The organism is Marinomonas rhizomae, assembly GCF_003315485.1.
In the GTDB taxonomy this organism is placed as follows: Bacteria; Pseudomonadota; Gammaproteobacteria; order Pseudomonadales; family Marinomonadaceae; genus Marinomonas; species Marinomonas rhizomae.
Map to the genome: position 1 here is coordinate 336,011 of NZ_QNSE01000002.1, position 24,969 is coordinate 360,979.

The window sequence follows — 24,969 nt, forward strand, 5'->3', positions numbered from 1 at the left end:
TGTTTGAAAGTAAGACACTTCAACCATCAACTGATGCTTGAAGTGTCTTACTTGTTGAGGTGTCTGAGGCTAATAAGGTGTTAAACAAGAGTGAATACTTGAGTTTTAACGGCAAGTTGCTCAGAAATTTGCTGAATTTGTTTGGTTTTATCCGCCAAAATATCGATTGAGCGAGTGTCTTGGTTGAGCTGCTGAGAGATTTCTTCCATCTCGGTACTCATTTGAATGGCAGTTGTCGCAACATTTTGAATAGCATTGGCCATCGAATCGGTTGCTTTCGATCCTGTCATGGCGTTGCTTTCTATGTCGCGCATAGCTTCTTCGGCTTTGTTACCATTGTCGCCGATGATTTTTAGGTTGTCTTGTCCGCTTTCCATTGTACTAATGGCAGTTTGAGTAGATAGCTGAATGGTATTGACGATATCCGTGATTTTTGAGGTGGCGTCGACGGTTTTCTCAGCCAAGGCTCTAACCTCATCTGCGACAACCGAGAAGCCTCGTCCTGCTTCGCCAGCGCGAGCGGCTTCTATCGCGGCGTTAAGTGCAAGTAAGTTGGTTTGACTTGCAAGGTCATTGATCATGGCAATCACGCTGTCGATATTTTTCGATAAACGACCAAGCTCATCGAGTTGCTGGCCAGTCATATTCACGATATTGACTGTATCTGTGATGCTATTTAACACTAATTTAATAGTGTCTGCGCCAGATTTAGCCGATTGGTAGGTGTCATTGGAATGCGTTTTAAGTGTGTTCGTGGTACTAGACAGTTCGGTTAAACGGCTGGAAATATCGTCTGTGGCTGACGCCAATGAATGTGTGCGTTGATTGACTAAGTGGTTGCTGCTGGCAATGCTGCTGATGGTATTGTTTAAATCGGTCGACATGGTGCTGACATTGTAAGTTGTTGAGACAACGTCTTTTAATACATTGCCTAAGCCGCCTGTCATTTCATTGAGAGACTGGCTTAATTGATCGAACTCATCATTGCGTTTGATGTTGACAGCCGCTTTTGATGACATATCACCTTTTTTGACCTTATTAAGATCGGTAATGATGTTTTGTAATGTGCTGTTTACGCTGCGGCCAATGGCGAGCATCAGTAGTGCGGCTACTAGAATTGCGATGATACTAACGGCGAGTAGTGTGGCATTCGCTTGAGCTGAACTTTCTTCTGCGCTGTCTTCGGCCTGCTGAACCTTGGCTTCAATTAATTGGGTCGCTTTAAGTTGGCTTTCGGTAAACTGGTTTTTTTGTGTCGAAAACGTATTTTCAATCTCGCTGAGCGAGGTGTATTCCTCACCATATTTGATAATTGCATCACGGTAAGCGTTGGCCTTAATGCCATGAGTATCTTGAAAGCCGAAGTTTTCAATTCGATTATCGAAACGATTAAAGCTTGTGGTGAACTCTTCTAAATTACTTGCGGTTGGATCAGATAAATAGCCGGCTTCAGCCTTACGTACATTGGTGAATTCCCGTCGTAATAAGCTAAGCTTTTGGACATCCTGGCTTATTTCTGTGCCCATTTTATCTATGTTACCGCGCAAGCCTGAAGAAGAATTGAGACCAATAATGTAACGCTTTTCGATAAGGGCGATGAGTGCTAGGCCATAATCGTTGAGCTCATGTAGATTTTCTTCGAGAGTCTGCTTTAAGCTTTGGCTATGAGCTTTTTCAATATTTGCAGAGATGATGCCAGCGTTTTGCACGATTTGTTCTTTCGCGTCCGTCACATAGTCTTGGTAGTTCTCAACTGATATAGAGCGCAGACTGTCGGCTATCTCTAGCATGTGAATGCTCAATTGATCATTAGATGTTTGTATTTTTGTAAGATTTCTCAGTTCATTATTGGCACTTTGTTGGGATGAAAGGCCGGTCATCGCCACAGAGGTGACGATAATCAATCCCATAATCGCAGTGACAAGAAGTATGAACAATTTAGTCTTAAAGGATAGGTTTGACAGCATAGAATACCTTCCAGCACGAGGCAAAAATTTAGTGAAGTGCTCATTAATGGCACATATCCAACTGGGTTATGCAAGTATCGTGCTCAAATAACAGTGACTGATATAAGGCGCTTTTGCAGAAGGTATGAAAGGGGTAATGCTGCTGTGTTGCTTTTTTTTGGTGCGAGGGTTGAATAAAGAAATGAGAAAGCCCTATTTTGGATAGGGCTTGGGATAGAGTTTGCTGGTGGGTTACTTCGCAACGTCAAATAGACGATAAACCAATTGACCTGCGACTTTTTCCTTTAACAAAGACCAGTGACTTGGTAGTGCAGGTAGGTCTGCTTCTTTTTCCATTTCAATGTAGACAAGTGCACGATCTGCAAGCCAGCCTTTTTCAAGCAGGGGAATAATCTGTGCTAACCAGTTTTTGCGAAATGGTGGGTCAAGAAACACAATATCCATAGCGTGAGGAGGAGCCGTATCAAGAAAGAGCGCCGCATTTTGTGCGACCACATCGGCTTTATCTGTCGCCCCTAATGTGGTTAAGTTCGCCGCCATTTGCTGTGACACTACGCGAGAGTTATCAACAAAGGTCATGTGTTTTGCACCACGCGATAAGGCTTCTAAACCGAGCGCACCAGAGCCACAAAATAGGTCGCCACAAACCGCGCCTGGAAGGTAAGCATTGATCCAGTTAAATAAGGTTTCTCGTACCCTGTCTGGTGTTGGTCTTAAACCTTCAATCTCTGGGATGGGCAATTGGCGAGAACGCCATTCACCGGCGATGATACGGAGTCTCGATGCCTTTGCTTTGCTTTTGTTCGAGACGTTACTTAGAACTTTTTTCTTCATTGGTAAACCTGAATTTCTTGATAGGACGATGGTTTTAATAAGCGCTGTAGAGCGGTTTGATAATCTTCTAAGGTGAAGCTGTCGACGGCTTCTTTATAGCCTTTTGCGAATTGTTCCACTGTAAGTTCGCCATCTTCATGGGTGACTTGTGTTGCAATATAGCTCCACCAAGTTGGTGATAATGTTTGCTGTTCGAGTTGTTGCTTGAAATTATCCAATAACGTTTCAAACGTTTTTTCGTCATTTACTGACGGCACTTGTTCTACAAACACTAGACTTTTTGCACTCATGAAGCGGCTAGCATCATCAACCGGCTCATTTTCAGCTTCTGTAACGCTGTCGCGGTATTGAATATTCCACCATGCCCAAGGACGTTGCGGTGACAGTGTAAAAGCAAGTTGAACAAAATCAATATGTTGTTGCTGATTAAGCGTAGAGACCAAATCCGCACCCCATATTTGTAGACTAATCCATTCCTTGATTGATGACACGGGCATTAATGCAATGGCACTGCGTGTTTGCCAGAGTTCGCCTTCGTTCTGCTGAATCGTCGAGCTGACAGACTCATAACGAATGGTCTCGGCAGAAGCGCGTGATAATTCATAGTCTTGGCTGATGGTGTTAATTGCTTCCTCGACGATTTGCTTTGTTTCTGGTGACATGTCACCTACGATAAAAACAGTCGCCGCAGACGATTTTAAGCTTTGGTAGTAGTCAGTTACTTGTTTTAAAGACACCTCGGTTTTGAATTCGTTGCTTTGGTTGTTTGTCTTGTCGAAAAACAACACCGCCTCCAGCTCATGTTGTACAGGAGGATGGGCTTGATGTTGGTTTTGCCAGACATCGAAAGTACGAGGTTTAAAATCTGGCTGTCTAAGCCAGTTGGTTACTAGGGAAAGCGTTGGTGTTAGATATTGGGGTTCATTACTTAGAGTTAACCCAATGGTTTGGTTTTCGTGATCATAATAACTGTTTGCACTGGCGGCTAAAGGGGCAAGTCGTTGATTAATCGAGGCTGTACTCAGAGGTAATGAGTCGCTCATTAACATGGCTAGTGTGGTTTGGATCAATGTTATATTAGTGGTGACTGAGCGAAAGGAAAAACGAATTTCTAGCTTGTTACTGTCTTGCCATTCTGCTTGTTTTAGCCAAACTACTGGGATACCGGATGTGGTTGTCCACTTTTCAATTTTAGGGCTGGGTAGTTTACTGTTCAAAGCGGTTAAATTTAATAGCCAAATAGCCAGAGTACAAAACAACATGATCGCTGCCAGAACGGGTCGGCTGAATAGAGGTTTGCTATTGTCGGACATAATGAACCTTAAGTGGTGCGAGTTAAGAATACTTTGGTTAAAACTAAGCCTGTTTGCGAGCCAGAATGATGTTAAAATAACCGTTTTTAAGTGTCCATGTATGTGGCGCTGTATCTAATCATAGCATTTCACTGATGTTTATCGCATCAGTCAAAATAAAGAGACTGATTTAATGGAAGTTGTTAATCAAATTATTGCTTTTTTTACACCGTATCTTGGTGAATATGCGCGTTATGTGCCAATTGCGATTGGAACACTTTTAGCCATTATTGCTTTTATTATTCGCCGTCGTTTTGTCAACAAAATGAATGCAGATATTGCTGCAGCAAAGAAAAAGGATATAGATTTGCCGGATGCAGCTCAGGATGAACCTGTTTCTACGGAAACTTTGGTTTCTGATGAGGTTCTGGTTTCTGATGAACAGCCTGTAGATGATGTAGCGACGAGTGCTAATTCGAGCACCAAAACACCAGTCGCAGCAGAAGTGCCAAGCGACCCCGCTCAGCCTACGTTATCTTGGTCTCAGCGTTTCAAATCTGGTCTGTCTCGTACACGCAGCGGTCTAGGAAATGGCCTATCGTCTGTTATTGGTGGCCATAAGAAAGTGGATGATAATCTGCTAGAAGAGCTAGAAACGCAGTTATTAATGGCGGATGTCGGCATCGACGCAACGCAAACCTTGATTGGCGCGTTAACGGATAAGCTAAATCGCAAAGAGTTAAAAGATTCTGCTGCATTGTTAAGTCATTTAAAGGCTGACATGGAAGGTATTCTAAGTCAGTCGCAACAAGTACTTGAGCCTGTTAGCAAGGATGGTCCTTTTGTGATCCTGATGGTGGGCGTGAATGGTGTTGGAAAAACGACCACCATTGGTAAGCTGGCTAAAAAATATCAGGCCGAAGGTAAAAGTGTTATGTTGGCAGCGGGTGATACCTTTCGTGCCGCAGCGGTTGAGCAGCTCCAAGTGTGGGGTGAGCGCAATAATGTTCCTGTCGTTGCTCAGCATACCGGCGCCGATTCTGCGTCTGTTATCTATGATGCGATTGAGTCGGCCAAAGCAAAAGGCGTTGATATTGTGATTGCCGATACGGCAGGTCGCCTTCAAAATAAAGCGAATTTGATGAACGAGTTGTCTAAAGTCGTTCGTGTCATGAAGAAGCTGGATGAAAATGCGCCACACGAAGTGATGTTGGTGTTGGACGCTGGGACTGGTCAAAATGCTATCAGCCAAGCTAAGCTGTTTTCCGAAGCGGTTGGCGTGAGTGGTATTACGTTGACCAAATTGGACGGAACTGCAAAGGGCGGTATTATTTTTGCCATTGCTAAACAGTTCGGATTACCAATACGTTATATTGGTGTGGGTGAACAAGCGGATGATTTACGTCCTTTTGTTGCTCAGGAGTTTGTCGACGCTTTGTTTGATAGTGAATAGTTTGATAGTTAAATAAGTGGTGATTAGGCCTTTTTTCTTTCTAATTTAAGGATGCTAGATTAGCGTGGAGATCGAATTTCAACGAGTGGGTAAAAAGTACGAGAGCGGACAAGAAGCATTGTCGCAGGTGAACTTTCATTTGCAACAAGGTGAAATGGCTTTTCTTACTGGGCATTCTGGTGCAGGCAAGAGTACCTTGATGAAACTCATGATGATGATTGAGCGCCAAACCTCAGGACAAATTTTAGTAGATGGTGTGGATCTGCGAACCTTGAGTCGCAGAGCGATTCCTCATCATCGGCGTCGTGTTGGGGTTGTGTTCCAAAACCATCAGTTGTTATTAGATAGAAGTGTTTTTCATAATGTTGCCTTGCCATTACAGGTGAGCGGAGCGGACCCTCAGCAAATTGCTAAACGTGTACGTGCAGCCTTGGATAAAGTAGGGTTGTTAGACAAAGAGAAATATAACCCTATGGCATTATCTGGTGGTGAGCAGCAGCGTGTTGGTATTGCCCGAGCTGTTGTGAATAAACCTCAGTTATTATTAGCCGATGAGCCTACCGGTAATTTGGATCCTAAATTATCCGCGGAAATCATGAATTTATTCCAAGAATTTAATCGTGTTGGTGTGACTGTCTTGGTTGCTAGCCATGATTTAGCACTTGTTGCGCGTATGCGTCATCGTGTTTTGACATTAAACCAGGGACGAATGGTGAATGATGGAGGGTTTGGCTAAATGGCACAGAAGCCGAATCAACGCGGAGCAACGAGAGAATCGATTAAGGCGACCAAACATCATTGGCCGACTCGGACCTCTTTTAGCCCGAGTAAATACTTTCGTCAGCACCAAAGCACCTTAACTGAAAGTTTTATGCGGCTAGTGAATTATCCATTGGCCAGTGTTATGACGGTGATGGTGATTGCTATAGCCTTATCTTTACCAGGTGGTTTGTATGTTTTACTGAAAAACGTGCAGTCTGTGACCTCCCAGTGGGAACAGCAATCTGTCATTACTTTGTACCTTTTTCCCAATTTAGAAGACACGCAAGCCCTTGCTTTGTCGCATCGTCTTTCTGCGCAGGAAGATATTGCATCAGTGGAGTATATCTCTAAGGAAGAAGGGCTTCGATATTTCGAGCGCTCCAGTGGTTATGAACAGATTTTGTCTGCGCTACCAGAAAACCCTTTGCCGATTGTTTTGCGAGTAATCCCTAAACAAGCGGTAGATATCACAACATTATCGAGCTTGCAGGCGTTACGGGATCAGCTTGCGGCGCAAAAAGAAGTGGATTATGCAGAATTGGATGCACAATGGTTACAGCGTCTTGCGAATATACTGAGTTTTGGACAACGATTTGTGTATGCTCTGTCGGTATTGTTGGTGGTTGCTGTGTTATTGATTGTGGGAAACACCATTCGCATGGCCGTGGAAAGTCGGCGCGATGAAGTTTTGGTAATGAAGCTGGTGGGCGCAACGGATGCTTATATTCGACGACCATTTTTGTATATGGGGTTTTGGTTCGGTGTGCTGGGCGGCTTTTTCGCCAGCCTATGTATTCTCCTGCTTAGCTGGTGGGTAAGTGCGCCGGCAGAACGATTGATTGACCTCTATCAAAGCGGTTTTCAACTGCAGTCTTTTAATGCAGATGAAATTGTTTTATGTTTAACTATTAGCGCATTTGTTGGTGTGTTTGGCGCATGGATCGCTGTTAATCGACACATTGCGACTATTGAACTGCAGTGACAATGAAAGGCTGATATCACTACTAAGATAATAGCCATGGTTTATTCACATTTATGTCACACACAAGCAGAATTTACTTGTTAGTATTTTGTCATATACAGTATGAACAATTAGAAAGGTGGAAATAGAGATGGGTAAAGCTCTCCAACCTACGGACATGATGATTCCAGGTCAAAATCTAGAATCTTACATACAAGCCGTCAGCAGAATTCCGATTTTAACCGCGGACGAAGAAAAAGCGTTGGCGGAACGTCTTTATTATCAAGAAGATCTTGAAGCTGCACGAACCTTGGTCATGTCACATTTGAGATTTGTTGTACATATTGCGAAAAGTTACTCTGGATACGGGTTAGCTCAAGGTGACCTGATTCAAGAGGGCAACGTTGGTTTGATGAAAGCGGTGAAGCGCTTTAATCCAGAAGTAGGTGTTCGCCTTGTGTCTTTTGCTGTGCATTGGATTAAGGCCGAGATTCATGAGTTTATTCTGAAAAACTGGCGCATTGTTAAAGTCGCGACCACAAAAGCGCAACGTAAAATGTTCTTTAATTTGCGTAGTGCGAAAAAAACGCTGTCTTGGTTTAGCAATTCAGAAGTAGAGTCGGTTGCCAGTGACTTAGGTGTAACGCCAGAAGTCGTTCGTCAAATGGAAGGGCGCTTAAGTTCTTCCGATATGGCGTTTGACGCTTCTGCTGACGATGATGATGACAGTGCTTTTCAGGCTCCATCACAATATCTAGAAGATCACCGTTCCGATCCTGCGACCTTGCTTGAAAACGGTAACTGGGAAGAGGATTCTAATCATCGTTTAGAAGTTGCTATGTCAGATCTTGATGAACGTAGTCGAAATATTCTCGTTCAGCGTTGGTTATCTGATGCTAAATCTACATTACATGATTTAGCCGATGAATACGGTGTCTCTGCTGAGCGTATTCGACAGCTTGAAAAGAACGCAATGAAGAAAATTCGTCTTGCAATGGGTGATGGTCAGTTTGACTGATTGTGACACCAGCAGATAATCATTGAATAGAGCCCTCCAAGTGAGGGCTTTTTTATTTCTGTTGCTGTGTATTTATATGTTTACTGGCTTTGTAATTGATTGCCCGGAACAAATCGCCATGTACGAATGATTTCTAGCTTATCCACTTCCTTTTTGAGTTCGCTGGGGAAAGCCTGAAAGGGTTCGGCTAGGCGAACAATGCGCATGGCGGCATCATCAAGCACTCGAATGCCTGAGGAGTGTAATATCTCGATATCATCTACGTAGCCATTTGGCAGTAAAATAACGGCTAAGCGAAGATCACCGTAGAGATGGTTGCGCTTTGCTTCTTCTGGGTAGTGAATATTACCGATGCGTTCAATTCGTCTACGCCATTCATCTAGGTATTGGGCATCAATAGCGGCTTTAGCGGAAACCGAGGTTAAGCGGCGAATCCGTGGTCGCTTAGCATAGGATTGGCGTTGTTGATCCAGTAAGGCTTCTAGAGTCGCTATATCGTTTGATAGATGGCTTGGAATTTGGGTTTCGCCACGAAATTTTTCTTCGAGCGTTTTAGGCTCATTTTCAGATTCGTTGACGATCTCAAATACGGCCTCCTGGTCTCTTGTTGCGAGTAGACTTGGTTCGTCGATAGGTTCTGCAGAAGCAAGTTGCGGTTGGACGGGAGGTGATATTTCTTGGATGGTGTCTGATAAAAAACGCGCGTTTTCTGTCGTGGTGAGCTTCTGTTTGCGCAGCTCTGTACCGCTGGCTTGTTGATTTGCTTGAGCAATAAAGTCGGCCTCGACTGGTGCTTTCGTTGTATGCTGAACAAGCGTCACCTCTAGCGTTTTAGGTTTTGGTGATGGCAGCACAAAGTCGAAACCAATAATCATCACCATTAGCACATGAAAGCTAATGGCGATGAAAAGTGCGATAGAAAATTTATCTACTACTCGCATGTTGATATTACTGAAGGCGTTTTTCTATGGCTTCTATCAATATCATGGCGATATTTAGGTCGAACTGGGTGTCGAGTTCGCGAACGCAGGTTGGGCTGGTGACATTGATTTCAGTGAGGTAATCACCGATTACATCTAAGCCAACAAACATTAAATTCTTTTCTTTCAATGATGGAATGACTTGCTCGCATATCCAACGATCCCGATCCGTTAGAGGCCTGCCTTCACCACGTCCGCCAGCCGCTAAGTTGCCACGGGTTTCGCCAGACGCTGGGATACGTGCCAAAGCAAAAGGTACAGGTTCGCCGTTAACGACGAGAATGCGTTTATCACCATCTTTGATTTCTGGGATGAATTTTTGCGCCATGATTTGCTCTGCACCCATATTGGTAAGAGTTTCAATTATAACGCTCACGTTTGAGTCATCTTGTTTGATGCGGAAAATCGAGCTGCCGCCCATGCCGTCTAATGGTTTGAAAATAACATCGCCATGTTCTTTGTGGAATTTTTTCAATAAATCAGCGCGTCTGGTAACCAAAACTGGCGGGCAGCACTGAGGGAACTGAGTGGCGAAAAGTTTTTCATTACAGTCACGTAGGCTTTTAGGATCATTAACTACAAGTGCACCGTCTCGCTCTGCTTGCTCTAGGATCATAGTGCTGTAGACAAACTCACTATCAAATGGCGGGTCTTTGCGCATTAAAATAACGTCTAGATCGCCCATGGCCATTGTGGTTTCTTCACCAAGGTCGTAGAAGTGTTCAGGGTCCTTATAGACATTTAATGGGCGAGCCATGGCGTAGGCTTTGCCATCGTTCAAAAATAGATCTTTTTGCTCCATGTAAATTAGTTGCCAGCCTTTTTCTGCGGCGGCCCATAGCATGGCGAGAGAGGTGTCTTTTTTGTAGTTTATGGATGAAATTGGATCCATAACAATGCCGAGTTTAATAGTCATAAGGCGTTTCCTAAAGCGAAAGCAAGGTTTCAATGCTTTGTTTAAACTGTTAATAGGTGTTGATGCTATAGAAATATGGGGGCGCTGAGAAGAAAAAACACCCATCATTTTCAGATAGTTGTTTGGATGAGTAAGAATATGGCAGTGGGCGCACTCTATGAAGGAGAAGAGGGTAACCCCTAGCATTTCATGTTGCGTATATTGAGCCTAAAAAGCCGAATCATTGACATAATATTAAACTATGACAATGATTCGGCTTTTTAGGAAAAATATATAATTGAGTTACCAGTTTCCAGAGCTCTCGCTGGCATCTAGAAAGAGCTCACTTTCTTGAGTTTTTTCTAGATCGGCCTTGCTAGGTTGTGGTGTTGGTTCCGCAGGTTTTTCTTTGATTGAATTTTCAGCGGCCTCTAACTCATCAGTCGCTGACGGCTCTTGTGCTGGCGGCGCTTTGGCTTTATCAAATTCATCGCTGAAACCAAGAAGTTGAGGGCGGTAAATACGAAACGCGCGCATTAGTTCGCCTTTGGCATTAAATAAACGGAACTCAGAGAAAAGCTCATCATAATCTGCGTTTACGTAATCTTGGCGTGCTTGGAAAAGTTCGTTTTCGCTGTCTAATACATCGAGCAGAGTACGACGGCCTAGGCGGAATTGTTTTTCATAAGCAATTTGAGACTCTTTTGTCGCAATTACATATTGTCTAATGTGTTCTTTTTGTCCTGTGGTTGCTTCAAACGCAGCCCAAGCTAGTCGAACAGTTAGCTCTGTATCACGAATAGTATTACGACGTATTTCAGATGCTTGGACGTTTTGTTGAGTCGCCACTTCTTGTCTACGCTTGTATGTACCACCACTGTAAAGGTTATAGTTCAAACGCACCATGGCTAATAAATCTTCGCTTGGTCCTTCGTCTCCATCTAAGTTGTTGTCCCACGAACGTTCTAAAACAAAGTTAATTGTAGGGTATTTGTCTGCGTCAGCAATTTTTTGAAAACTTTCCGTAGCTGCAACATCCCAACGGGCGCCTTCAATTGCAGGGTTTTTCTTTAGCGATTCGTTTATTGCAGACTCAAGATCTTCCGGCAGTAGGTCTCGGTCAGGTACAGGATAAATAAGATCTTTAGGTGGCATTTCGCCGACAATATTATTGTAGTTACTTTCGGCATCTTGAAGATTATTGATAGCAGCAAAATGATTAGCGTGCGCTTTGGCAAGGCGAGCGGTAATTTGGCTAAGATCAGATTGTCTGCCAATGCCTGTGTCGCTCTTTAATTTGATCTGTCCGTAAATGCGCTCGTGTGTTTTTAAGTTTAGCTCGGCAAGGCTAACAAGCTCACGATAGCGTAGAATATTGGCGTAGACCTGCGCAACTTCTAACGCAGTGTTTTCAACGGAAATCAGTGCATTCCAGCGATCGGCTTCAGCCTCATTTCGTAAGCGTTCGACATCGTTTTCTGTTGAGAAGCCGTTAAAGAGAGGTTGATTCAATGAAAGAGTAAGCTCTCGACGGGCCAAATCAATGTCGTCAGAGTTTGAGCCATCTGCGTAGGTGGTTTCATGACCTATGCCTGCTGACAGATCTACGCTTGGGTAATAACCAGAGCGGCGGGCAATCTCAGCGTTTTCTTTGGACTCACGATATTGAGCGATAGCTTGTCTTATTGCAGGATTGTTTTCTATTGCCTTATATGTCGCTTCTTCAAGCGTCATAGCGTGCACTGCTGCAGGCAGAAAAGCTGTCCCTATATAAACCGTGCATGTCAAAACTATTCGATAAAACATGTGATTATCTATCCTTTATTATGTCCTGATGTCATGGTATAGGCATTTGTCTACTGAATATGTAGCGATTCTGTTAGTTCTAACAATATGCCTAAAAGAGCTAAATATCACCCCAAAGAGCATTAATAACACTAAGGGCGACAACAGGAGCTGTTTCTGTTCTTAATACTCTTGGCCCTAGAGTAATAGCATTAAAACCTGATTTTTCAGACAGTTGGACTTCTTTTTCGGTTAGCCCGCCTTCTGGTCCGATCAATAAGGCAATGCGATTATTCGTTGGCTTTTCGTACTGACGAATAGGTTTTGCACTATGATGATGTAAGGTGAGTCTTAACATTTCGTTACAATTCGAAACCCATTCGCTTAGCTCTACTGGTGGATGTACGACTGGTACAACGCTGCGGCCACATTGTTCGGCAGCGCTAACCGCTACTTGTTGCCAATGTTGTTGGCGTTTTTCAGCACGGCTGTCTTGCAGTTTTACTTCACAACGTTCGCTGAAAAGTGGCTGGATAGCAAAGACACCTGCTTCAACAGACTTCTGGATGGCGTAATCCATACGCTCGCCGCGAGATAAGGTTTGCCCAATGGTAACTTGGATGGGCGATTCATTATCCAGTGCTTCGAAATTTGTTACACGAATATTAGCAGAGCGCTTTTCAACATCGCATAGGGTGGCATTAAATTGCCCGCCTTGGCCATTAAGTTCTCGGCCATTAAATACGCGAATAGGGTGATCTGATTTTAGGCGCAGGACTTTGCATAAATGTTGAAATGAAGAATCTGGTAGAGCAAAGGTCGTATTCTCAGTGAGTTCTGTGTCGATGAAAATTCGTGGAATACGCATGCCTTACCTTATATGTTGAAGATATTAAAAAAGAGAAATAAAAAAGCCTTCTTCTGCACTTTAATAACAAGCAGAAGAAGGCTTTATAACGGAAAATCAGATAATTATAAACCAGCTGCTTGGCGTAATGCGTCTGCTTTGTCTGTTTTTTCCCAAGTGACGTTTTCACCTTCACGACCAAAGTGACCATAAGCCGCTGTTGGTAGATAGATTGGACGCTTTAGATCCAGCATCTTAATTAAGCCAGCTGGACGTAATTCAAAGTGCTCACGAACCAATTGAGAAATTACCGCGTCGCTTACTTTACCCGTACCAAAAGTATTGATACTGATAGAGGTTGGCTCAGCCACACCGATGGCGTAAGAAATTTGGATTTCACATTTATCGGCAAGCCCTGCAGCAACGATATTTTTCGCTACATAACGACCAGCATAAGCGGCTGAACGATCGACTTTTGATGGATCTTTTCCAGAGAAAGCACCACCACCGTGACGTGCCATGCCGCCGTAAGTATCAACGATGATCTTCCGTCCTGTTAGGCCACAATCGCCAACTGGGCCACCAATGATGAACTGTCCTGTTGGGTTAATAAAGTATTTAGTGTCTTTCGATAACCACTCAGCTGGAAGAACAGGCTTGATGATTTCTTCCATGACCGCTTCACGAAGGTCCGCTTGTTTAATGGATGCACTGTGTTGTGTAGAAAGAACAACGGCATCGATTGCACATGGTTTACCATGTTCGTCGTAACGGAAGGTAACTTGGCTTTTCGCATCTGGACGAAGAAAATCTAGTGTGCCGTTTTTACGGACTTCTGCTTGGCGCTGAACTAGGCGGTGTGCGTAAGTGATTGGGGCTGGCATTAATACGTTAGTTTCGTTGGTGGCAAAACCAAACATTAAACCTTGATCGCCAGCCCCTAGTTCTTTTTCATTGGCTTCATCAACACCAACGGCAATATCAGAAGACTGTTTGCCGATCGCGTTCATCACAGCGCAAGACTCCCAATCGAATCCCATGTCTGAGCTGTTATAACCGATTTCACGGATAACGCCACGGGCAATTTCTTCGATATCGACCCATGCGTTGGTGCGAACTTCACCTGCGACTAATACCATGCCCGTTTTTACTAGGGTTTCGCAGGCGACGCGAGCTTCTGAATCTTCAGCCAAAATGGCATCAAGGATGGCGTCAGACACTTGGTCCGCAATTTTATCTGGGTGACCTTCAGAAACAGATTCTGAGGTAAATAAAGAATATTCTGACATGTTTAGTGCCTCTATCAAAAATGATGGATAAGCGCTAAATAGGTATAAAAAAACCCGCTTAGCAATGTTTGTATTTCAAAAAAAGCTAAACAGGTCATATTGCTTCTGTTTAGCTGAATTTATATAGCGTCCGCAAGCCGAAACAAATCGACGCTGTAGTGGCGAGAATAATGAACTAGAGCTGTTTAAATATCAACCCGATCTGTGGATTTTAATGAGGCAAAGGCCGATTTTTTTGTTACGATGGTGCAGATTTTTATGTATTTTCATTTTCTTTGCCCAATGTTTGGGCGTCACGGTGGTGCCAGCATTGCAAGGTGGCTCTATCCTGTAGAGAATGTCCTTTCTATTTTGTTCGTTAAGCTATCAGGAGTGGAATAACCATGCCGTCTCGTAAACAACTTGCTAACGCCATACGCGCACTAAGTATGGATGCTGTTCAAAAAGCTAACTCAGGTCACCCAGGTGCACCAATGGGTATGGCGGATATCGCTGAAGTGTTGTGGAATGATTTTCTGAAGCACAACCCAAATAATTCAAAATGGGTAGATCGCGATCGCTTTGTGTTGTCTAACGGCCATGGTTCTATGCTGATTTATTCATTGCTTCACCTTTCTGGATATAAGCTGCCAATTGAAGAGCTAAAACAATTCCGCCAGCTTCATTCAAAAACTCCGGGTCACCCAGAATACGGCTACACTGATGGCGTGGAAACCACAACGGGTCCATTGGGTGCAGGTATCAGTAATGCGGTGGGTATGGCGATTGCTGAAAAAACGCTAGCGGCGCAGTTTAACCGTGAAGGCCACACAATCGTTGATCACAACACTTACTGCTTCCTTGGTGATGGTTGCTTAATGGAAGGTATTTCTCACGAAGCGTCTTCTTTAGCTGGTACTCTGGGTCTAGGTAAATTGGTTGCGTTTTGGGATGACAACGGTATCTCTATCGATGGACATGTTGAGGGCTGGTTTACAGATAACACACCACAGCGTTTTGAATCTTATGGCTGGCACGTTATTGCAGATGTCGATGGTCACGATCCAGAAGCCATCAAAGCAGCGATTGAAGCGGCAAAAGCAGAAACGACTAAACCGACACTAATCTGTTGCAAAACCATTATTGGTTTTGGTTCTCCAAATAAATCTGGCAGTCATGATTGTCACGGCGCGCCTCTAGGCGATGCAGAGATTGCAGCGGCCCGCGAATTCCTTGGTTGGTCTTATGCGCCATTTGAAGTTCCTGCCGACGTTTACTCAGGTTGGGATGCAAAAGAAGCGGGCACTGTGCGCGAAACACAGTGGAATGAGCAGTTCGAAGCTTATAAAGCAGCTTACCCAGAATTGGCTGCAGAATTTGAACGCCGCGTAATTAAAGGCGAATTGCCTGCCGATTTTGAAGCTAAAACTCAGGCTTTTATTCAAGAATGCCAAGACAAGGGTGAAAGCATTGCGAGCCGTAAGGCATCACAAAATACAATTGGTTTCTTTGGTGCAATGTTGCCTGAATTACTAGGTGGTTCTGCTGATTTAGCTGGTTCTAATTTGACGCTTTGGTCTGGTTCGAAAGGCATCCAAGATGATCCTGCTGGTAACTATGTCTATTACGGTGTGCGTGAATTTGGTATGAGCGGCATCATGAATGGTGCGTCTTTGCATGGTGGTTTTATTAACTACGGTGCGACCTTCATGATGTTCATGGAATACGCACGTAATGCGGTTCGTATGTCTGCTCTGATGGGTATTCAAAACGTATTTGTTTACACGCACGATTCTATTGGTCAGGGCGAAGATGGCCCAACTCACCAACCAGTAGAGCAATTGGCTAACTTGCGTATGACACCAAATATGTCGGTATGGCGTCCATGTGATGCGGCGGAAACGGCGGTTGCTTGGAAAGCGGGTATCGAACGCCGTGACGGCCCAACGTCATTGGTTTTCTCTCGTCAAGGTTTGCCTGCACAAGCACGTAATGCTGAGCAGCTTGCTAACGTTGCGAAAGGCGGTTACGTGCTGAAAGACTGTGCTGGTACAGCGGATCTTATTTTGATCGCCACAGGTTCTGAAGTGGGTCTCGCGATGGATTCGGCTGAAGCGCTAACGGCAAAAGGCAAAAAAGTTCGTGTGGTTTCTATGCCATCTACGAGTGTGTTCGATGCACAAGACGCTGCTTATAAAGAGTCTGTATTACCAAGCAGTGTGACTAAGCGTGTTGCTATCGAAGCCGCTCATGCTGATTACTGGTATAAGTACGTTGGCTTTGAAGGTGCAATGGTTGGCATGACGACGTTTGGTGAGTCAGCTCCGGGAGGCGACCTTTTAAAATACTTCGGCTTTACTGTCGATAATGTGGTTGCGACAGCTGAAAAAACTCTAGCCGCGTAATCTCGTTGCTTATAAGAAAAGAGGTGTACACTTGTGCACCTCTTTTTCCTTTTATTAAGGCGGAGGGTGATTGATGATATTTCACGTCACTTTCTTTGCGATGAAGTAGTAGGAATATGTTGCGAGTCGCTATCAATGGTTATGGCCGTATCGGACGTTCGGTATTACGAGCGCTTTATGAAAACGGCTACCGCGATCACATCCAAGTGGTTGCTATTAATGAATTGTCAGACATTGAGACAATCAGCTATTTAACGCGCTATGACACGACTCATGGTCGCTTCCCCCAACCTGTTTCAACTCAAGGTGATGCATTGCTGATTGGCGATGATGCCATTTTGTGTTTTTCCTGTGCAACGCCTGATGAACTCGATTGGTCATCTCTTGAATTAGATATGGTGCTTGAATGCTCTGGTAGCTTTTCTGGGAGAGAAGGGGCGCAAGCGTATTTAAACGCAGGAGTGCCTCGATTACTGCTTTCTCAGCCTGCGGCGGCAGATGTTGATGCTACGATTGTGTATGGTTTTAACCACTCAGATATTCAAGTCGATCATAATATTGTTTCGGCGGCATCTTGTACCACTAATTGTTTGATTCCTGTTTTGGATATTGTTAAGCAATTCTCTGGTGTGGTGCACGGTATGACTCAGACAATTCATTCAGCGATGAATGATCAGCCTGTTATTGACGGCTATCACACCAAAGACTTGCGTCTGACGCGTGCAGCGTTGAGTTCTATTATTCCCGTTGATACGGGATTGGCGAGAGGCATTACTCGCATGATGCCAGAATTGGAAGGCAAAATGGGGTGTAATGCCGTACGTGTACCGACCTTGAATGTCTCTGTTATTGATTTAGTATTGCGTACAGAGCAAGACGTGACCGTTGAACAAATCAATACGCAGTTAGAGCAAGCTGCAAATTCAAAGTATTCAGGGTTAATGGGTTTTACTAAAGAAGCACATGCTTCTGTGGATTTTAATCATGACCCACGCTCGGTGATCATAGATAGTACACAAACTCAGGTAATTGATCGTCGTATGGTGAAGTTACTCTGTTGGTTTGATAATGAATGGGGCTACGCTAACCGTATGTTGGATGTGGCCAAGTATTGGGCTGGTGTGATTAAGCAATCAAAATTAGATTGATTCACCCAAACGTTAAATAACGAGGACATCGTACATGACCGTAATTGATATGAAAGATGTGGATTTGGCGAATAAACGTGTGTTAATTCGTGAAGATCTAAATGTACCAGTAAAAAACGGCAAAGTGACGAGCGATGCTCGTATTCGTGCTGCCTTGCCAAGCATTAAACTGGCGTTAGCGGCTGGTGCAAAAGTTATGGTGATGTCTCACCTTGGTCGCCCGACTGAAGGTCAGTACGAAGAAGAATACTCGCTTCAACCCGTTGCGACGCATCTTGCTGGTTTGCTGGGGCAAGATGTGCCCTTGGCAAAAGATTGGCTGGATGGTGTTGATGTTGAATCTGGTCAGCTGGTTTTGCTTGAGAACGTGCGTTTTAACCTTGGCGAGAAAAAAGACGATGAAGCTCTGTCTAAAAAAATGGCCGGCTTGTGTGATGTGTTTGTAATGGACGCATTTGGTACGGCGCACCGTGCTCAAGCTTCTACTCATGGCGTAGCGAAGTTTGCACCAACCGCTTGCGCTGGCCCTTTGTTGTCAGCTGAGCTTGAAGCTTTGGAAAAAGCCTTGGCGAAGCCTGCTCGTCCAATGGCGGCCATCGTTGGTGGCTCAAAAGTATCGACTAAATTAACTGTTTTAGAATCTTTGTCTGACAAAGTAGATCAATTAATTGTTGGTGGTGGTATTGCTAATACTTTCTTAGCGGCTGCAGGTTTTCCTGTGGGTAAGTCTTTGTACGAAGAAGATTTGATTCCTCAGGCAAAAGCCTTGATGGCGAAAACCAGCATTCCATTACCTGAAGATGTTGTGGTGGCGACTGCTTTTGCTCCTGATGCTATTGCGACGATAAAAGAGGCTGGTGATGTTGGCCCTGATGACATGATTTTGGATATTGGACCTAAAGCAGCAGCGGCATTTGCGGCTTTGCTTGAAGAGTCTCAAACCATTATCTGGAATGGTCCTGTAGGAGTGTTTGAGTTTGATCAGTTCGGTGGTGGCACGAAAGCACTTGCGATGGCGATTGCGAACAGCAAAGGCTTTTCTATTGCTGGTGGTGGAGACACTTTAGCGGCCGTTGATAAGTATGATATTGCAGATCGAGTTTCTTATATTTCTACTGGCGGTGGAGCATTTTTGGAATTTGTTGAAGGAAAAGTACTGCCAGCGGTTGCGATGTTAGAGTCACGCGCGCAAAATTAGTATCAAAGAATGGCAAAGATCGTTCTAAAACGCTTTATAAGTAATAAAAAGGCGAAAAGCCTACTTTACTAACCTTGTTCAAGGCTTAATGTGAATTGTGCTGGATACGGCGTTAGTGAAAAATAAAACTAGAGAGTGACCTACTCGGCGTGAGTCGGGTATGACAATAACGATAAGGCGTAAGCCACATGGCCTGTGATTGGCAGTGCCATGATTACAAAATTATAGAGTTACCTAACACCATAACTCTGTTCGTTATAAATAGACTATAAGACAAATTGTCAGAGGAAATCTTTTATGCCTTTAATTAGTATGCGTCAACTGCTCGATCATGCAGCAGAACACAGCTATGGTTTGCCAGCCTTCAATGTGAATAACATGGAGCAAGTTAAAGCCATCATGGAAGCAGCTCACGAAGTGAACTCTCCCGTTATAATGCAAGCTTCCGCTGGTGCTCGCAAATACGCAGGCTCTCACTTCTTGCGTCACTTGATTGCGGCAGCGATTGAAGATTACCCGCATATTCCAGTTGTTATGCATCAGGATCATGGTACGTCCCCAGCAATTTGCCAGAGATCTATTCAGCTTGGCTTTTCATCTGTCATGATGGATGGTTCTTTGATGGCTGATGGTAAAACACCTGCGACTTATGACTACAATGTGGATGTGACTCGTCGTACTGTTGAATTCGCACACGCCTGTGGTGTGTCCGTAGAAGGTGAGCTGGGTGTGCTGGGCTCTCTAGAAACAGGCCAAGCTGGTGAAGAAGACGGTGTTGGTGCTGAAGGTATATTGTCTCATGATCAAATGCTGACAGATCCACAAGAAGCGGTGGATTTTGTAAACGCAACTGGGATTGATGCATTAGCCGTGGCAATCGGTACCAGTCATGGTGCATACAAATTTACTCGTCCACCTACTGGCGACATCCTTGATATTGAGCGTATCGCACAAATCGTAGAATTACTGCCAAACACGCATATTGTGTTGCACGGCTCTTCTTCTGTTCCACAGGACTGGTTGTCTATCATCAATGAGTTTGGTGGTGACATTCCTGAAACTTACGGTGTGCCGATTGATGAAATTGTTAAAGCGATTCGTTATGGTGTGCGTAAGGTGAATATTGATACGGATTTACGTTTGGCAGCAACAGGTGCGATTCGTCGTAGCTTAGCTGAACATAAGGGCAACTTTGATCCACGTAAATACTTAACGGAAAGTATCAAAGCGATGAAGGCTGTTTGTATTGATCGCTATGAAGCTTTTGGTTCTGCTGGCCAAGCCTCTCGTATTCATACTATGGATCTCGAAGAAATGGCGGTCCGTTATGAGCGCGGTGAATATGCTGGTGGTCGTGTATTTTAAGCCTTGTTTTGGCTTAAGTGGCGCTAGATAAAGATGGCGGGCGAATAGGCGAAGGACATTGTTTTTAAATTTTTTCATAAAAAATCAAAAAAACTATTGACCGAGAAATTCAATTACCTATAATGCTCGCCATTCCTTGCGGGAGTGGTGGAATTGGTAGACACGCTGGATTTAGGTTCCAGTGCTTCACGGCGTGAGAGTTCGAGTCTCTCCTTCCGCACCAAATTTAAAAAAGCTGACTTTATGTCGGCTTTTTTTATGCCTGAAATTTATTCAAATTTCTTTCTTCTCCGTTATGACATGTATTTAAAGCATATTAATAGTGCTTAAGCGCATTTTCTTGTTCCTGTTATCACCAAAGTTCGTTAATTTGGTTAGAATAATTCTTTTATGATGTTTCATCGGGTTCGGTAATGCGAAGACTTCGTTCTTTTTTTATTTGGGTTGTTTTAACTGGCATTACTTTTAGTGTGCAAGCTGCAAACATGACACTTGATCTTATGGACAGTCAGGACTTTTATGAGTTGATGCCCAGACAAGGGCCTTTGGCTGAGCAGTTTACTACGATCGTCAACTCTCCACCTAATCCGATGCGAGTTTCCCAGAAGCGGGCAGTCCGTATTGCGTTGTTGTTATTTGGCGATATGAACTCTCTTGAAAATAGATCGATTTTAGTAACATTTCGAAAGCGAATGCGCGAGCTTAACATCGATTACCGCTTAGATACCTATAACGATAGCTTTGAGCCCGAGAGGGATTTAACCGCTTATTTTAAAATGGCTGATGCCCAGCCTGACTATATTATTATGACCAAGTTGGGTTCGATGCAACGTCGCTTTTTGGAGCGTTTTTTACGCTTAAGTAGGCCAAAGGTGATCTTGTATAACTTTGCCTCTCCACTAACCCATTGGATGAATCATCCGCCATTAATGTATATAGGTTTTGACCAAAAAAAGGCCACTATTATGCTGGCCAGTTACCTTGATCGACAGCTGGCTAAAGACACAAAAATTTCTGCATTGGTTTTACCGGCTGGCTATCTTGGTCATATGCGTTGTGATTTATTTCTAGATGAAATGGCGAAGTACAATCGTCATATTTCTCGTATTCGAGCGATATCAGATGATAAAGCGAGTGGGTTTAAAGCCGCTCAAGAGTTGTTAAAAGAAAGCTCACCCGATTTCATTTTTAGTTGCTCGCAGAGTATTTCTGAAGGTGTGGTTGCCGCAATACAAGCCGAAGGGGTGAGCTCACAAGTGCAAACAAATGCTTGGGGGTTATCTGTGAATGGTATTTCTGATTTCAAAAGTCGCAAGGTCAAAGCGAGTGTACTGTTTATGGAGGATGATCTGTCTATCGCGGTAGCGGAAGCGATTAAATTGGATCTTGAGGGGAGAAATATGCCAAACCTTTACATAGCTAATTCCATGCTTGTCCCAGCAGAGTTGGACTCCGAGAGTTTACGGCTGATGGTACAGCAGGCTCATCATTATTCGGTGGAACTATGGCAGAAGTAACGATTAGTTTACAGCGACGTTTACGTATAAAAATATTTATATTGGCCTCTGCGATTTTTTTTGCGGTCATTTTGATGACCTTATATTTTATTGAAGCGTTGAATCAAACGGCAGCAGAAAAAAATTTATCCTTGAAACATCGTGTTGTTGAGCAAACTTTTAATGGTTATTTGGCTCGTGCCGCAGATGAAATGAAGTTTATTGGCCAAGATCTTGCGTTGAGTAACTATGGTGTTGGTCGAGAATTAGATCTGTTGTTTAGCCATCACGAAGTGTTACTTTCTGGAGGAGTAGACTTTTTCTATATCGAGTGGGCTGATGGGAAGTATTCAATGGATCCCCGAGCTCGTTTGTTTACCAAAGTGGATTTGCAATCTGTTTTGGGTAAGGGAATGATTAATCGATGGGCATCGATTGTCACGAACGATGATTCCATTTTGCTGATGTTTAAAAAGCAACTGTTTTCCTCGGATCAAGAAAATATCGGCTTTTTATATGGGTTTATTTCATTAAATGATAATTTAACATTGGCCAATGAGTTACTTGAAAGCGCTCAAGTTAGTGCCGTTCGGATTTATGACAATGCGCATAATCGTATCCTGCTTGAAGAGCATAAAACCGGTGTTGATTTATCCGGAGCAACATTGCATTCTCGTCTGCCCTTGATATCTCCTATTAAGGCTGATCTGCAATTAGATATTGTTCAAAAGCACTCTTTTTCTTCCGCTATTTTAGCCAATGCCTTGCCTCTAATTGCTGGTGTCGGTGCCGTCTTATGTTGCGCCTGTTTCTTATTATTCCGTCAAATTAGAAAGTTGATTTTTCAGCCGCTGGAGTCGATTGCTTATCGTAATGAGGAAGGTTTATTGCCTTATAGGGAGTTGCAGCCTATCCAATTACAAAGTCAGCAATATAAAGCCTTTATTGAGGCCAAAGAGCATAGGTTTAAACTTCTTGCTGAATCAATACACTGCGCGGTTGTTTTTTGCACGGAAGTGGCCGAAGTGGAATTAATCAACTCTGAAGCGAAAGACCTTTTCCCCGATGCTGATAAAGCGCGAACACTGTTTGATTTTATGCCCATCTCTTGCCATCAATCGATTCAAGAGGCGTTAAAAGGCGAAGTTGGTGTTTCGTTTGAATTAACCATCAACAGTTTAGGGCGAATATACCAATGGCAAGCGTATTCATTTAAAAATGAAAGTGATTATCGTGGTTTGTTATTGGTCGGGCGGAACGTGACTCAAGAGACCCGTTTAACCTGGCAACTAGAGCAACTACAGCCGCTGTCATCCGCTTTACAAAAGAAAGTAGACACGGATGATATCTTGGATGAACTTAGATATCTTTCCTCATTGCCTGGGTATATTGATAGCACGCATTTTCGAGGTTGGCTTGCGCTACTAATATCCGTTTTAGATGACATCAGTAGCCGAGGTGGTAAGGTAACTCATTTGCCAATAGGAGAGGTCTTTTGTCAGGAAAGTGCCCGTGTTATGGCGGCCATGGGTGTTGAGGTAAATCGAACGTTACTGGATTGCTCTGTCGAAGACGGCGCAAGGGTTACTGCTATTGATGCAAACTTTAGAGGGTTGATTCGTGTTTTATTTATGATGGTAATGTCGAATGATATGGCTGAACGTCGCTTGACGGTTCGATTCGACGGCACAAAACTTGACATGATAGCAACTCATGATATGGCTTTCAGGCCTTTATTTGATTGGATGATTAAGATGCTGTTAACGCATCTAGGTGGTCAGCAAAAGACCTTACAAAATAATGCCATGCAAATTAACTTGATCATGGAAGAGTTAGGCTTTGAAGTATCATTCGAACCGTTAGCGCGGAATAAGGTAGTAGCTTGGGTCGCAAATGATTACCCCAACCCGGATGTAATTAAAGCGGCTTTAGTACGACTTGGTGTGCAAGTGGAAGGGTATGTTTCAACGGATAGTTTTTTTACTCAGTCAAGTGCGGTAGCCAAATTTGATGCAGTGTTGATTGGCTGCGATAAAGATATAGCGGCACAAGCGGACATGACTCAAGCTCTGAAACTTAAATATAATCGTGATGATCTGCCTATCGTTTGGCTTAATAGTTCCTTGCCTATTGAAGTGGATCCACATGTTTTTACCTTGCAAGGGTGTTCTTTCGACTACAATTTACATCAAATATTGCTTAAAGCTTGTGTGTTGGATGGTATTACTCCTGCATACTCCAATGAGCAGACCTCGTCTTGGGTTATGGTTGGTGGCAGTCGTATCACTAAAGCAATCTGGTTTGCTGAATTAGAAAAATATGACGTAACCACTCAGTGGTTAGCCGATTTATCTAATTACCATGTGGTGTTGTCATATCACCCTGATGCTGTTGTGGTATTACTTAGCCCCCAACCTCATACACTCTTACTATCAATTCAGAAGGCTTTTCCAAAAAGTCGACTTTTTTCGGTACAAAGGTGGCCCGAAATGCCGGATAATGTGGCACTTTTCGATATGACGTTGCCTTATTCTGGCGATCAGATACGACACTTTACACAAAAAGTTATTCAACAAAGAACCGACAGTAGGAGCAATGAATGAGCGTAATTGGATTAATTGGAGCCATGGATGAAGAAGTCGCCGTAATTAAAGCGTGGATGACTGATGTTCGTGAGCAGTCTATCGCTGGTTGTGATTTTTTTGTTGGGCATTTTGAAGGAAAAGATGTTGTTTTATTGAAATCTGGTATTGGGAAAGTCAATGCTGCGGTTTCAACGACCTTATTGCTGTCTCAATTTAAGCCTGAGTATGTCATCAATATTGGTTCTGCAGGTGGCTTTGATCCTGAACTACATGTTGGCGATGTGGTGATATCAGATCAAGTTGTTCATCATGATGTGGATGTGACGGCGTTTGGATATGAAATGGGGCAAGTTCCTAATATGCCTGCAACCTACGAAGCCAATGACACGTTAGTGACTCAGGCCAAAGCGGCCTTGCAAAAAGTTACTCAAGTACAAGCCAAAGTAGGATTGATTGGTACGGGAGATAGTTTCATGAATGACCCTATTCGAGTGGAAGCTGTGCGAACAACTTTCCCTGCATTGGTTGCTGTTGAAATGGAAGCCGCCGCCGTTGCTCAGGTATGTTTTAAATTTGGAACGCCATTCGTTGTAGTGCGCTCTTTATCTGATATCGCAGGCAAAGAGTCCCCTCAAAGCTTTGAAGATTACCTTAAAGTAGCGGCTGAAAATTCTTCTCTGATGATTCAACAAATGCTGAAAGGCAACTAA

19 protein-coding genes and 1 tRNA gene are annotated in these 24,969 nt (G+C 43.6%); 12 read left to right on the plus strand and 8 right to left on the minus strand.

Annotated features, from left to right (window positions below):
* Nucleotides 1-80: 80 nt before the first annotated feature.
* The 3 genes from DFP80_RS03425 to DFP80_RS03435 form a co-directional block, all read right to left on the minus strand.
* Nucleotides 81-1,967 carry a methyl-accepting chemotaxis protein gene (locus tag DFP80_RS03425; protein ID WP_113915409.1) on the minus strand — a complete coding sequence of 629 codons (1,887 nt, stop codon included), beginning with the start codon at nt 1,965-1,967 and terminating at the stop codon, nt 81-83.
* 231 nt (nt 1,968-2,198) lie between these two features.
* Entirely contained in the window at nt 2,199-2,801 is a 603-nt protein-coding gene (gene rsmD, locus DFP80_RS03430) for a 16S rRNA (guanine(966)-N(2))-methyltransferase RsmD (protein ID WP_113915410.1), read from the minus strand.
* Nucleotides 2,798-4,114, minus strand: a complete 1,317-nt coding sequence (locus tag DFP80_RS03435) for a peptidase M16 family protein (protein ID WP_113915411.1) — start codon at nt 4,112-4,114, stop codon at nt 2,798-2,800. Before DFP80_RS03435 ends, rsmD begins: the two co-directional genes overlap by 4 nt.
* 172 nt (nt 4,115-4,286) lie before the next feature.
* Here DFP80_RS03435 and ftsY point away from each other — a divergent pair, with 172 nt between their 5' ends.
* The 4 genes from ftsY (at nt 4,287) to rpoH (ending at nt 8,287) form a co-directional block, all read left to right on the plus strand.
* Entirely contained in the window at nt 4,287-5,546 is a 1,260-nt protein-coding gene (gene ftsY, locus DFP80_RS03440) for a signal recognition particle-docking protein FtsY (RefSeq protein WP_113915412.1), read from the plus strand.
* Between the two features lie 64 nt (nt 5,547-5,610).
* Nucleotides 5,611-6,282, plus strand: a complete 672-nt coding sequence (ftsE, locus tag DFP80_RS03445; protein WP_113915413.1) for a cell division ATP-binding protein FtsE — start codon at nt 5,611-5,613, stop codon at nt 6,280-6,282.
* Nucleotides 6,283-7,290, plus strand: a complete 1,008-nt coding sequence (gene ftsX / locus DFP80_RS03450) for a permease-like cell division protein FtsX (RefSeq protein WP_113915414.1) — start codon at nt 6,283-6,285, stop codon at nt 7,288-7,290.
* Nucleotides 7,291-7,420: 130 nt separating this feature from the next.
* On the plus strand, nt 7,421-8,287 hold the full coding sequence (gene rpoH / locus DFP80_RS03455) for an RNA polymerase sigma factor RpoH (protein WP_113915415.1): 867 nt from the start codon (nt 7,421-7,423) through the stop codon (nt 8,285-8,287).
* Between the two features lie 80 nt (nt 8,288-8,367).
* On the opposite strand, the gene DFP80_RS03460 is transcribed toward rpoH, so the two are convergent.
* The 5 genes from DFP80_RS03460 to metK form a co-directional block, all read right to left on the minus strand.
* Nucleotides 8,368-9,228 (minus strand): energy transducer TonB, encoded by an 861-nt coding sequence (locus tag DFP80_RS03460; RefSeq protein WP_113915416.1) that lies wholly within the window; start codon nt 9,226-9,228, stop codon nt 8,368-8,370.
* 7 nt (nt 9,229-9,235) lie between these two features.
* Nucleotides 9,236-10,183: a glutathione synthase gene (gshB, locus tag DFP80_RS03465; RefSeq protein ID WP_113915417.1), complete on the minus strand. Its 948-nt coding sequence runs from the start codon at nt 10,181-10,183 to the stop codon at nt 9,236-9,238.
* A gap of 282 nt (nt 10,184-10,465) precedes the next feature.
* Nucleotides 10,466-11,968 (minus strand): TolC family outer membrane protein, encoded by a 1,503-nt coding sequence (locus DFP80_RS03470; RefSeq protein ID WP_113915418.1) that lies wholly within the window; start codon nt 11,966-11,968, stop codon nt 10,466-10,468.
* A 100-nt stretch (nt 11,969-12,068) separates the two neighbouring features.
* Nucleotides 12,069-12,815: a 16S rRNA (uracil(1498)-N(3))-methyltransferase gene (locus DFP80_RS03475; protein WP_113915419.1), complete on the minus strand. Its 747-nt coding sequence runs from the start codon at nt 12,813-12,815 to the stop codon at nt 12,069-12,071.
* 104 nt (nt 12,816-12,919) lie between these two features.
* Entirely contained in the window at nt 12,920-14,083 is a 1,164-nt protein-coding gene (gene metK / locus DFP80_RS03480; RefSeq protein WP_113915420.1) for a methionine adenosyltransferase, read from the minus strand.
* 383 nt (nt 14,084-14,466) lie between these two features.
* Here metK and tkt point away from each other — a divergent pair, with 383 nt between their 5' ends.
* The 8 genes from tkt to mtnN all read left to right on the plus strand — a co-directional run bounded on the left by tkt (nt 14,467) and on the right by mtnN (nt 24,969).
* Nucleotides 14,467-16,467: a transketolase gene (gene tkt, locus DFP80_RS03485; protein ID WP_113915421.1), complete on the plus strand. Its 2,001-nt coding sequence runs from the start codon at nt 14,467-14,469 to the stop codon at nt 16,465-16,467.
* 116 nt (nt 16,468-16,583) lie between these two features.
* Nucleotides 16,584-17,615 carry a type I glyceraldehyde-3-phosphate dehydrogenase gene (locus tag DFP80_RS03490; protein WP_113915422.1) on the plus strand — a complete coding sequence of 344 codons (1,032 nt, stop codon included), beginning with the start codon at nt 16,584-16,586 and terminating at the stop codon, nt 17,613-17,615.
* Nucleotides 17,616-17,649: 34 nt separating this feature from the next.
* Nucleotides 17,650-18,813: a phosphoglycerate kinase gene (locus tag DFP80_RS03495; RefSeq protein WP_113915423.1), complete on the plus strand. Its 1,164-nt coding sequence runs from the start codon at nt 17,650-17,652 to the stop codon at nt 18,811-18,813.
* A gap of 297 nt (nt 18,814-19,110) precedes the next feature.
* Nucleotides 19,111-20,178 carry a class II fructose-bisphosphate aldolase gene (gene fba, locus DFP80_RS03500; protein WP_113915424.1) on the plus strand — a complete coding sequence of 356 codons (1,068 nt, stop codon included), beginning with the start codon at nt 19,111-19,113 and terminating at the stop codon, nt 20,176-20,178.
* A 138-nt stretch (nt 20,179-20,316) separates the two neighbouring features.
* A tRNA-Leu gene (locus DFP80_RS03505) sits at nt 20,317-20,401 on the plus strand.
* A 190-nt stretch (nt 20,402-20,591) separates the two neighbouring features.
* Nucleotides 20,592-21,695 (plus strand): substrate-binding domain-containing protein, encoded by a 1,104-nt coding sequence (locus DFP80_RS03510; RefSeq protein WP_113915425.1) that lies wholly within the window; start codon nt 20,592-20,594, stop codon nt 21,693-21,695.
* Nucleotides 21,683-24,277 (plus strand): LuxQ periplasmic sensor domain-containing protein, encoded by a 2,595-nt coding sequence (locus tag DFP80_RS03515; RefSeq protein WP_113915426.1) that lies wholly within the window; start codon nt 21,683-21,685, stop codon nt 24,275-24,277. Before DFP80_RS03510 ends, DFP80_RS03515 begins: the two co-directional genes overlap by 13 nt.
* Nucleotides 24,274-24,969: a 5'-methylthioadenosine/S-adenosylhomocysteine nucleosidase gene (mtnN, locus tag DFP80_RS03520; RefSeq protein ID WP_113915427.1), complete on the plus strand. Its 696-nt coding sequence runs from the start codon at nt 24,274-24,276 to the stop codon at nt 24,967-24,969. The genes DFP80_RS03515 and mtnN overlap by 4 nt, the downstream gene beginning before the upstream one ends.